General features: G+C 39.8%; 11 protein-coding genes. All 11 read left to right on the forward strand.

The features are described 5' to 3' along the window. Positions 1–101: 101 nt before the first annotated feature. The 11 genes from M3Z76_RS05810 (at position 102) to M3Z76_RS05860 (ending at position 11,393) form a co-directional block, all read left to right on the forward strand. The gene (locus M3Z76_RS05810; protein ID WP_293921164.1) at positions 102–878 is read left to right on the forward strand and encodes a segregation/condensation protein A; all 777 of its coding nucleotides are present in this window, start codon (positions 102–104) and stop codon (positions 876–878) included. After that, entirely contained in the window at positions 850–1,437 is a 588-nt protein-coding gene (gene scpB / locus M3Z76_RS05815; RefSeq protein WP_293921162.1) for an SMC-Scp complex subunit ScpB, read from the forward strand. The genes M3Z76_RS05810 and scpB overlap by 29 nt, the downstream gene beginning before the upstream one ends. A 12-nt stretch (positions 1,438–1,449) precedes the next feature. Continuing rightward, positions 1,450–2,415, forward strand: coding sequence for a D-alanyl-D-alanine carboxypeptidase family protein (locus M3Z76_RS05820; RefSeq protein ID WP_293921160.1), 966 nt, complete (start codon positions 1,450–1,452; stop codon positions 2,413–2,415). Positions 2,416–2,607: 192 nt separating this feature from the next. Continuing rightward, positions 2,608–3,342 (forward strand): pseudouridine synthase, encoded by a 735-nt coding sequence (locus M3Z76_RS05825; RefSeq protein ID WP_293921158.1) that lies wholly within the window; start codon positions 2,608–2,610, stop codon positions 3,340–3,342. Between the two features lie 89 nt (positions 3,343–3,431). After that, entirely contained in the window at positions 3,432–3,968 is a 537-nt protein-coding gene (gene resA, locus M3Z76_RS05830) for a thiol-disulfide oxidoreductase ResA (protein ID WP_293921156.1), read from the forward strand. A gap of 11 nt (positions 3,969–3,979) precedes the next feature. After that, on the forward strand, positions 3,980–5,623 hold the full coding sequence (resB, locus tag M3Z76_RS05835; protein WP_293921154.1) for a cytochrome c biogenesis protein ResB: 1,644 nt from the start codon (positions 3,980–3,982) through the stop codon (positions 5,621–5,623). After that, positions 5,620–6,858, forward strand: a complete 1,239-nt coding sequence (gene ccsB, locus M3Z76_RS05840) for a c-type cytochrome biogenesis protein CcsB (protein ID WP_293921152.1) — start codon at positions 5,620–5,622, stop codon at positions 6,856–6,858. The genes resB and ccsB overlap by 4 nt, the downstream gene beginning before the upstream one ends. 160 nt (positions 6,859–7,018) lie before the next feature. Beyond that, the gene (locus M3Z76_RS05845) at positions 7,019–7,735 is read left to right on the forward strand and encodes a response regulator transcription factor (protein ID WP_293921150.1); all 717 of its coding nucleotides are present in this window, start codon (positions 7,019–7,021) and stop codon (positions 7,733–7,735) included. Beyond that, complete coding sequence (locus M3Z76_RS05850; RefSeq protein ID WP_293921148.1) at positions 7,728–9,500, forward strand: ATP-binding protein; 1,773 nt, start codon at positions 7,728–7,730, stop codon at positions 9,498–9,500. The genes M3Z76_RS05845 and M3Z76_RS05850 overlap by 8 nt, the downstream gene beginning before the upstream one ends. 211 nt (positions 9,501–9,711) lie before the next feature. Further along, a complete protein-coding gene (locus M3Z76_RS05855) occupies positions 9,712–10,239 on the forward strand; it encodes an RNA polymerase sigma factor SigX (RefSeq protein ID WP_293921146.1) in 528 nt (175 codons plus the stop codon). Continuing rightward, positions 10,239–11,393 (forward strand): hypothetical protein, encoded by a 1,155-nt coding sequence (locus tag M3Z76_RS05860; RefSeq protein ID WP_293921144.1) that lies wholly within the window; start codon positions 10,239–10,241, stop codon positions 11,391–11,393. The genes M3Z76_RS05855 and M3Z76_RS05860 overlap by 1 nt, the downstream gene beginning before the upstream one ends. Positions 11,394–11,489: the final 96 nt, after the last annotated feature.

Genomic DNA, 11,489 nt, shown 5'->3' on the forward strand with positions numbered 1-11,489 from the left:
CTTTACGAAGTACGTATTAAAATAGTATCATATCAATTATGTCTTGGCGAAGCACAGTAGCTAAGGTGATATCTCGACAAGAAACGACAGGTGGTAATCAAATGTCTTATGAAGTAAAGCTGGAAGCATTTTCAGGCCCTCTCGATTTATTATTGCATTTAATTAATCGTTTGGAAATTGATATATACGATATTCCGATGGCAGAATTAACTGCACAATATATTGACCATATCCATGCAATGCAAGTGCTAGAATTGAATGAGGCGAGCGAATATTTGGTGATGGCGGCAACGCTTTTAGCCATCAAAAGTAGAATGCTTTTACCAATTCATGAAGGTGAAATGGATGATGCGGAATTTGAGCTAGACAGCGTCGATCCACGTGACGAGCTTGTGGCACGCTTAATTGAATATAAAAAATATAAGGAAGCGGCGACACAGCTACAAGTGCTGGAAACGGAGCGTGCGCAAGTGTATACACGCCCACCAGCGGATTTGTCTGCATTTATGCCAGATGAGCAGCTTGCCTTATTCGATGCCAATATTAATGTATACGATATGCTTGCGGCATTTCAAAAGCTACTGCGTCGCAAGCAATTAAAAAAGCCTTTGCAAACAAGGGTAGCAAGGCAGGAAATTTCAATACGAGAAAAAATGCGCTCAGTTGTTGCTTCATTAAAGAAAACTGGTGGACGTGCATTGTTTTCAGAGCTGTTTCCATATGAGGATAAAGCAACGTTAATCGTGACATTTTTATCGCTATTAGAATTAATGAAGCGTCAAGTTGTCCTTGTAGAGCAACAGCACAATTTTCAGGATTTGACGGTGCTTTTACAGAAGGAGGAGTTAGATGATGAATTCGAAGATATTACTGAGTAAAATAGAAGCGCTCCTCTTCGTCGTTGGTGATGAAGGTATGACTGTAAGGCAGTTAGCGAATTATTTAGAAGTAGAAGATATGGACGTTGAAGCAGGACTAAGTGAGCTTGCAACGCAATATAATGAATCAGAGACATCTGGTATTGCATTGAAACAATTAGCAGGTACTTATCAATTAACGACGAAACCAGAAATGGCAGAAACGATTAAAAGACTTGTAGATAATCCAACAAGCCAACTGTTAACAGCAGCCTCTATTGAGGTGCTAGCAATTATTGCGTACAAGCAGCCAATTACGAGAATTGAAGTAGAGGATCTGCGCGGGGTGAAAAGTGAAAAGCCAATTCAAACACTGGTTTCAAGAGGGCTTATCCAAGATGTCGGACGCGTTGAAGGGACAGGACGTGCCATTTTATATGGTACAACGAAGGAATTTTTAAATTATTTCGGTTTGAAGGACATTGCAGAGCTACCACCTTTACCAGAAGGACAGGATGGAGAGGAAGAGCAGGAAGCCGATTTATTTTTAACAAAATTCCAAGAAGCATTTAATGACTAAAGGAGTGAATATTTGAGAAAGTTGCTATGTGTCGTATTGCTTTTCGTTTTATTGCAGCCTTCAGCACAGGCGGCAGGTCATGCGTATGCCGTAGTTGATGCACAGACAGGCAGGCTATTAATGGGGACTAATGAGCATGCAAAATTACCAATCGCTAGCTTAACGAAAATTTGGACGGCATTAGTTGTCCTTGAAAATAGCGAATTACATGACAAAGTAACGATTTCTGAGCGTGCAGCATTAAGTGAAGGCTCCTCTATTTATGTAGAAAAAGGGCAGACGTATTCTGTTGAAACATTGTTATACGGCTTGATGCTGCGCTCTGGCAATGATGCAGCATATGCATTAGCGGAGCATGTTGGTGGCTCTGTGGAGGGCTTTGTTTATTTAATGAATGAACGTGCACAGCTAGCTGGTTTATCGGATACAACCTTCAGCAATCCGTCAGGCTTACATGATGAGGCACATCTTTCTTCTGCCTACGACACAGCGCGCATGTTACAAATAGCGATGCGCAATGAGCAATTTAAAAAAATCGCCACAACCGTCGTGTTTAATGGGGAACAAAGCTGGAAAAATAAGCATCGTCTCTTATCGGAAAATAAGGGCGCTATTGCAGGCAAGACAGGCTATACAAAAGTAGCGGGTCGCACGCTTGCCACGTATTTTCAAAAGGAGCAAAAGCAATTTATCGTCGTGACATTAAATGAATCCAACGACTGGCGTGTACACAATGCGCTTGCAGATCATATTGCGACAAATTATTCTGAGCGCACATTGGCAAAGAAAGGAACGTACTCAGTAGCTGGTGAAAAAATCATCGTCAAAGAGCCAATTAAAATGCTTGTGACAAAGGATGAAGTGCGCGATTTTCAGCATATTGTTTATTTACCAACGAATGCGCAGAAAAAAAATGCAGTCTGGTATGTTTATGCGAAAGGTCGCCCTGTACATGTGGTGGCGGTAGAGCGAGAATAAATTGTTCACAGATAATTCAGGGAAATCAGCCTATCTTTAATGAAAAGAGGGCTGATTTTTTAGCGTGTGACAAATTTGTCACGCTTCCACGCAAAATAAAGCTATTTTTCTTTAATAATGCAACAAAGTGTGACATAATTTTCAACAGGTTCAAGCACGAAAAGTAGAAAAATCAATCAATGAGGTGATCTTATGGAACGATTACAAAAAGTGATTGCTTATGCGGGTGTAGCATCTCGCCGCAAAGCAGAGCAGCTAATTGTAGAAGGTAAAGTAAAGGTAAATGGTAAGGTGGTAAAGGAGCTTGGGACGAAGGTGTCGAACTCCGATACAATTGAGGTAGAGGGCGTCAAGCTGGAGAAAGAAGATAAAGTGTATTTTCTTTTATATAAGCCAAAGGGCTATATTTCTGCAGTAACAGATGATAAAGGACGCAAAACGGTAACGGATATTTTTAAAAAGCACGTGCATCAGCGTATTTTCCCAGTAGGGCGCTTAGATTATGATACGACAGGCTTGCTGTTATTAACAAATGATGGGGAGTTTTCTTATTCATTAACACATCCTAAATTTAAAATTGATAAAACATATGTGGCACGTGTGAAAGGTGTGCCGACAATTGATGGCTTGAAAAAGCTACAGCGCGGTATCAAGTTGGAAGATGGCAAGACAGCACCAGCAAAAGTTAGCATGATGTCATTTGATGAGCAGGCGGGCAAAGCGATTTGTGAAATTACGATTCATGAAGGAAGAAATCGTCAAGTGCGTAGAATGTTTGAGGCGATTGGCACACCTGTTGTCAAGCTGAAGCGAGAGCGCTTTGCATTTTTAGATTTAACAGGCTTAAGCCCAGGAGAATACCGTGAATTAACAAAGCATGAAGTGAAATTATTACGCGTATTAGCAGAAACAGGTAAAATTGATTAACAAAGATTCATAATTCCTTCAAAACTGTGGGCGAAATAAAAAAATATTCTTTGTTATAATAAGATTTGTGCGAGGAGGGTTTTACACAAATGGAGAAGAAGAAAAAGCGATCAATTGTGCGCGGTATTATTTTAAGTGTACTACTCGTTGCAATTGTTTATACAGTTTATACAACAGCAACAAAGGACAAAGTGCAAATTTTGAAAGAAGGGTCGACAGCCCCTGACTTTGAGCTTGTTGGTTTAAACGGTGAGACGTACCGTTTATCAGATTTTAAAGGAAAAGGTGTATTTTTAAATTTCTGGGGTACTTGGTGTGAGCCTTGTGAGCGAGAAATGCCTGCAATGGATCGTCAATATAAGGAATTTAAAGACCAAGGTGTCGAGCTATTAGCAATTAATCTGAAACAATCTGATTTTGAAGTGCAAAGTTTCATTTCCAACCTAGGTGTGAATTTCCCAGTTGCTATTGATAAAACAAGAAGCGTGCAAAGAGCGTATAACGTAGGTGTTGCACTGCCAGCAACAGTATTAATTACACCAGAGGGGAAAGTGAAAAAAATTATTACCGGTGAAATGAAGGAGACAGCAATCGCTTCATATATGGAATCCATTAAACCGGAATAGGAGTTTGTCAAATGGAAAAAATCATTTGTACTTGTAAACATGAAAATCCAGTCGGTACAACGCTTTGTGAAAGATGTGGGCGACCTTTAACGACAGAGGAGCAAGACAAAGCGGTATTAGATATGCGCTATGATGGAGTTGCCATTCGCTCTAAAACGCATAATAAATCGATTATCGATAAAATCTGGAATTTCTTCTCTAGCGTTAAAGTTGGCGTTACACTAATTATTATTACGTTAATTGCAGCATCAATCGGAACCATTTTTCCACAAGAGTTTGCAGTAAATGTTGCAACAGAGGCTGAAAGAGCAAAATATTATACAGATATGTATGGTGCGATTGGAACGCTTTATTACAACTTAGGGCTAGCTGATTTATATTCATCATGGTGGTTTCAAACAATCGTTGGTATGCTAGCCGTTTCGATTATTGTTGCGAGTATTGACCGTGGCATTCCATTACATCGCTCATTAACAAATCAACGAGTGAAGCGCCATATCGGCTTTATGAAGCGTCAGCGCATTGTCGCGGAAGGACAACCCTCTGAGCAGGCGGATAAAACGCTTGATTTAATTGAGGAAGAGATGAAGAAGCTAAAATATAAAGTGCGCCGTGAAAACAATGCATTATTTGCAGAAAAAGGACGTTTTTCACGCTACGGCCCTTATGTAAATCACGTTGGATTAATTGTATTTTTAGGTGCGGTTATGCTGCGTCTAGTACCAGGCTTTTACGTTGATACATCGATATGGTTACGTGAAGGTGAAATGGTTGCAGTAGATGGTATGGAAGGTTATTTCCTCTACAATGATAAATTTATTTTAGAAACATATGATAACGACCCAAGAGGTGAGCAATTGCGTCAAGGTGTCAATGTTGTCGCAAAAAATTACCAAACAAATGTCAAGCTATATAAGCAAAAAGAAGGTGCCGTACCAGGGCAAACTTCTGATTTAGAGGAATTACAATCATATGAGATTCGTGTAAATCACCCATTAAAACAGGATGGTTATTCGATTTTCCAAATGGACTATCGCTTAAATGAATTAAAGACGATGCATTTCGAGCTACAAAACAAGGCAACGGAGGAATTTTTAGGTCAAGTGAGCATCGATTTAACAGCACCACAAAAGGAATATGTGATTGATGATCAAACAAAGGTGCAAATTGTTACTTATTTACCAGATTTCTCAGGCTTTAAGGATGGTGTGCCACAAACAGCTTCACCATATCCGGAAAACCCAGCATTTATTTTCCGCATGTTTACACCCGAAACACCAGAAGGGGAAACAAGCTTTGTAGCGATTCGTGAAACATTAGAGCCGCTAGGAGAGAATCAATATAAAATGAAGTTTTCAAATGTAGATACTCGTAATGTATCTGGCTTAACAATTCGTAAAGATACAACGATTCCAATTCTATTTATTGGTGGTATTATCTTTATGATAGGTGTTGTGATGGGCTCATATTGGAATCATCGTCGCCTATGGGTGGAGCAGCTAGAAGATGGCTCTATTCGGCTTGCTGCGCATGCAAATAAAAACTGGTTCAGCATGAAAAAGGATTTAGATGCTGTGACAGCCTATGCGCATTTGCCACAATATGTAGATCAAGTAGAGAAAGAACAGGAAAAGGAAGGTGACAACACCTTATGAGTTTACTTCAATTAAGTGGTTACTTATTATTTACAGCGTTTATTTGTTATTTAATTGCCCTTGTATTATTTGGGGGTGCGATTAAGCCAACAAAGGTAGCAAATGCACCTGCATCTGCTGAAAAATGGGGTAAGCTAGCCATTACGGTAACGATTATTGGGTTTATCGCTAATCTAGGCTATTTTATTTTACGCTGGATTTATACAGGACATGCACCTGTAAGTAATATGTTTGAGTTTACAACAGCGTTTGGGATGTTTGTTATTGCTGCGTTTATCGTTAGCTATTTCATGTATCGTGTAGCAGCGCTTGGGGTTGTTGCATTACCAATTGCGATTTTAATTATTGGCTATGCTGCTATGTTCCCACGAGAAGTGAGCCCATTAGTGCCTTCACTACAAAGCCATTGGTTAACGATTCATGTGATAACAGCTGCAATGAGTCAGGCGGTATTAGCACTTAGTGCTGTAGCAGGCTTAGTTTATTTATTAAAGCATGTTGATGTGAAAAAAGCTTCAAAGGAACGTTTTTTCTTAGAGGCTGTTATGTTTTCTTTAGTTCTTGTAATAGGTTTTATTGTGTCTTCTATTACATTTAGCGCAATGGGCTATAGTGCAACATATCAATATATAGATAAAGAAGGTAGAACAGGCGTTGTAGAATACCATAATCCAGCTCTTTTTGGGATGAATGAGTATATAGAAGTGAAAGCAGTAGATCCAGATGCAAAGCAAAAAGTATATGAGCCTGTTGTAGAGGCTGAGCAATCATTCCAACCATTAGTGGAGATGCCAGCAATTATTAATGCAAAAAAATTAACAACGGTTGTTTATTCTGTTTTATTCGGTACAGTGATTTATTTACTTATTCGTTTAATTAGTCGCCGTTCTATTTCTGAGATGGTACAGCCACTTGTGCAAAAAGTAAATTCATCATTAGCGGATGAAATTGGTTATCGCGCAGTATTAATTGGCTTCCCGCTCTTTACACTTGGTGCCCTGATTTTTGCTATGATTTGGGCGCATGAGGCATGGAGTCGCTTCTGGGGCTGGGATCCGAAGGAAGTATGGGCTTTGATTACATGGCTATTCTATGCGGCATTTTTACATTTACGCCTATCAAAAGGCTGGGAAGGTAAAAAATCAGCATGGCTTGCTTTAATTGGCTTTGGAATTATTATGTTCAACTTAGTTGTTGTGAATCTAATTCTTGCTGGTTTACATTCATATGCTTAATTGAGCGTGGCTGTTAGAAAAGGATCATTTTCTAACAGCTTTTTTGTTTGCATCCTATTTGATATATGATGGAAGTTGCAAGAATATGCAAGTTCACTTTTCAATTTGGCACTGAAACGGTACAATAGAAGATGTAGAAAGTAGGAAAGGGGATACACTAGTGTCTGAAAATATTTCTGTATTAGTAGTAGATGATGAAGATCGTATTCGCCGTCTATTAAAAATGTACTTAGAGCGTGAAGGATATATTGTAGATGAGGCTGAAAATGGAGAAGAGGCAGTTGAGAAAGCGTTTGAAAACGACTACCACTGTATTCTTTTAGATATTATGATGCCAGAAAAAGATGGTCTGCAAGTTTGTGAAGAAATTCGCGAAAAGAAAACAACGCCAATTATTTTACTGACAGCAAAGGGCGAGGAAGCGAATCGTGTACAAGGCTTTGAGCTAGGGGCAGATGATTATATCGTCAAGCCATTTAGTCCACGTGAAGTGGTGCTGCGCTTAAAGGCTATTTTACGACGCTCTGCTGCATTTGCACCTGTTTCAAATAGTTCTACATCAAAGGATTTAGTCGTGTTCCCACATTTAACAATTGACCATGATGCACACCGTGTGACAGCGGACGGCGTAGAGGTAAATTTAACACCAAAGGAATATGAGCTGCTTTATTTTCTAGCGAAATCACCTGATAAAGTATTTGACCGTGAACAATTGCTCAAGGAAGTGTGGCACTATGACTTCTTCGGTGATTTACGTACCGTCGATACACATGTCAAGCGCCTACGTGAAAAATTGAACCGCGTTTCTGAAAGTGCAGCGAAAATGATTGTCACTGTTTGGGGCGTAGGCTACAAATTTGAGGTAGTGAATGAATAGAATATGGAATAGTATTGTCGGGAAGCTATGGGGAACCATATTGCTTCTCGTTTCCTTTGTATTATTTATTTTCACGGTATTTATGCTAGAGTTTTTAGAGAGCTATCATAGTACAAGAGCGGAAGAAACATTGCGTCAAACAGCATCAACAATTGCTAATATTGTGGAAAACGACCTAATTGATGATTCCCCATACGAAATTATTCGTAGTGTCTTGCATGAAGGTACAAATGCATTAATTGCCGAAAATCCTGATGGCACAGTTTATGCGATTCAGGAAGGGATGAACAAGGAAAGTATACAACAGCAAATTTTAAAAAATAAAGCATTCGAAAATATTTATGCAAGCAATAAACCCATTTTGCAGGATATGAGGCTACCATCGCAGAAGGATGAAAATAAAACAGAGACGTATGTCGTGCTAGCTTTTCCGCTAAAGGGTGATGCTGCTCGACATGGTGCGGTATTTATTTATCAAAATCCAGATGCGATGCACGAGACGAGCAGAGAAACAACGAAAATTGTCTTTATTTCCGCGTTTATAGCCTTTGTTTTAACAACATTTTTTGCCTTTTTCTTATCGAGTCGTATTACATATCCTTTAAGAAAAATGCGAGAATATGCCTTCGAAATTGCAAAAGGTCGCTTTGACTCACAAGTGCCAACAACGCAAAATGATGAAATCGGACAGCTTGCAGTTGCCTTCAACCAAATGGGGCGCCAGTTAAAGCACCATTTAGAAGTGATTAACCAAGAGAAGGAGCAGCTATCAAGCATCTTAACCTCGATGACGGATGCAGTAATTACCTTTAATCGTGATCGTACAATTTTAGTAAGCAATCCACCAGCCGAGCGCCTTTTACAAAAATGGTTTGTGGCGAAGGGGGAGCAAAGCACGAAGCCAATTCCTCCTGAAATTTATCATATGCTAGATCATGTGCTTGATTTTGAAGATAAAATTGAAGAGGAAATTGAAATGGAGGGCTCCTATTACAGCATTACCATTAGCCCTCTTTATAGCGGTGAGCTTGTGCGCGGTGCGGTGGCAGTTATTCGCGATCAAACAGAGCAGCATCGCTTAGAAAAACTACGCTCCGATTTTATTGCCAATGTCTCGCATGAATTGCGCACGCCAATTGCCATGCTACAAGGCTACTCTGAAGCGATTTTAGATGGTGTAGTGATAGATGAAGATGAGCGCAATGAAATGATTAAAATTATTTATGATGAGTCGCAGCGTATGGGACGACTTGTCACAGATTTACTTGATTTAGCACGCATGGAGTCAGGTCATATGCGACTGTATAAAAACCTTGTACCACTTGTGCCAGTTTTGGAGCGTATGACGCAAAAATTTGCACAAGTTGCAAAGGAGAAGCATGTTGATTTGCGTTTCATATCAGACATCGAGGAAGATGTTATGGTGAACATTGATGAGGACCGCATCGAGCAAGTGTTGACGAATTTAGTGGACAATGCACTGCGTCACACACCTATTGATGGTGCTGTTACGGTATCGGCATCATATGCTAAATCGTATGCCAAAATTGAAGTACGAGACACTGGGATTGGCATTCCAAAGAATGACCTACCATATGTGTTTGAGCGCTTTTATAAGGCGGACAAGGCGCGTACACGCTCAAAGGGTGGTACAGGTCTTGGCTTAGCTATTGCCCGAAATATCGTGGAAGCGCATAATGGAAATATTGCTGTTACAAGCGTTGAAAAAGAAGGAACTGCATTTACTTTTTATTTGCCGTTGTAATAGAATAAGAGGGTGTGGGAAGTCGAATTTTCCCACACCCTTTATTTGAATTTAGCCTAGATTTGGACAGAGCAACTCGGCTTCATAACGTTGCGTCCTATAGTAACGAGTAAAGGGATTTTAATTGTATATATGAAATATTTACCAACGGATAAAATGAAACTTTTTTACTGCATGTACGACTAATTTTATGAGGATGGAGGTGGAATGGATGAAAGAATCCATTTTCCATCGATTGTATGATGAATATCACCAAGATGTATTCCAATTCTTAATTTATTTAGTGAAAAACAGATCTGTAGCGGAGGATCTTTCACAGGAAGTGTATATTCGAGTGCTAAGAGCTTACGACAAATTCGAAGGAAAAAGCTCTGAAAAAACATGGCTTTTTTCCATTGCAAAAAACGTCGCCATTGATTACTTTCGTAAAAACAATGTGCGTGAAAGGCATACGTTTGATGCATTTGAATGGGAGAGTGAGCAGCTCGTTTCACCTGTTCAAACACCAGAGCAGTTTGTAGAGATGAATGAAGATATGCGCCAGCTATTAGAGGCGCTTGAATTTTGTACAGGTGATCAAAAGATGGTCATCGTGATGCGCTATTTTCAAGATTTATCGATTGGTGAGACAGCTGACATTTTAAATTGGACAGAAAGCAAAGTGAAGACGACGCAGCATCGTGCAATTAAAGCATTGCGGGGTATTTTAGAGCAGCATGGAAAGGAGGTAAATTCGTAATGAATACGAAATGGGATGAAGAAAATATTGAGAAGCTTTTAAAGCAGGCACCAAAAATCCAAGACCACCGTTCCAAAGAAGAGGTTTTTGCAAAACTCCAACAAGCAGGTGCTTTTGAAGAGCAAACGCCAACGATGCCAAGCAAGCGTCGTTCATATAAATGGATTTCTAGCATTGCTGTAGCAGCTATTGTCACATGTGGAGTTGGCATCTCAATGCTTGTGATGTCACCAGAGGAAAAGCAAGAAAAGGCAAACGATGTGGCAATGCAAAACGATAATAAGCAAGAAAGCTATAATGATGAAACTGCGGAAGCAGATGCAACTACATTTGCAGCAGATAGTGCGACGACTACTCGTATGACCATACCAGATGAAACGTCACCTGTTTATGAAGATGCTGTAGGGGAAGGAGAGGTATTTACTGTCAGCTTAGCAGGAGCTGATGAGGTAAATGTCCCATCAGCCATCGTTATTCCGAAAGAAAAGCTTGTCGAGGATTTGGGCAAAGAAAAGCCTACACAAGTAGAGATGTATAAATACTATGCGCCAAAGCTTGATGAAGAAGGCTATGGCTTTGAAGAACAGCATCCAATAGAAGGTGAAATCATAGAAAATGAGCAAGAGCTTGTTGTGGCATTAGATAAGCCGACAAAGAAAAATATCGAGGCATTAAAGGAAACTTTCCCACAATACGAGGACATTATTTTAGATCAAAATGAAAGTACAAAAATAGAGCTATCAGCATTAGCAGCTACGCAAAATTACAGCTATTATTTATTTACACAGCATGATAAAAAATATTTTGTGCCACAAAGGGAAGTAGCATATGCGCATGTAGAAGAGGCCATTTTAGGCATGACAGGCCATGCAACGGAACAATATACATCGGCTATTGTAGAAGGTGTTACATTTTCAGTGACTACCGCTGACCATGTTCATGTGAAATTTGACCAACCGCTTGATTTAGAGACAGTGGATTATACGCAGGCGAAGCAAATGCTAGAAGGCATTATGCTAACAGCTGCTGCGTTTAATCAGCAAGTTATTTTTGAAAATATTGTACAAACGACATGGGATCGCTTTGATTTCACACAGCCACAGCCGATACCTGTGGCGCCAAATGAATTACCACTTGATATCATACAGCCTTAGTGATAAGGCTGTATTTTTATATGTGCGCCCAGCATGCGCATGAACTATAGGGTGCAAGTCCCGAACCCCGAAGACAGAAGTAGAGGTTAGCCAAGA

This window comes from Metasolibacillus sp. (assembly GCF_025291715.1).
Classification (GTDB): Bacteria; Bacillota; Bacilli; order Bacillales_A; family Planococcaceae; genus Metasolibacillus; species Metasolibacillus louembei.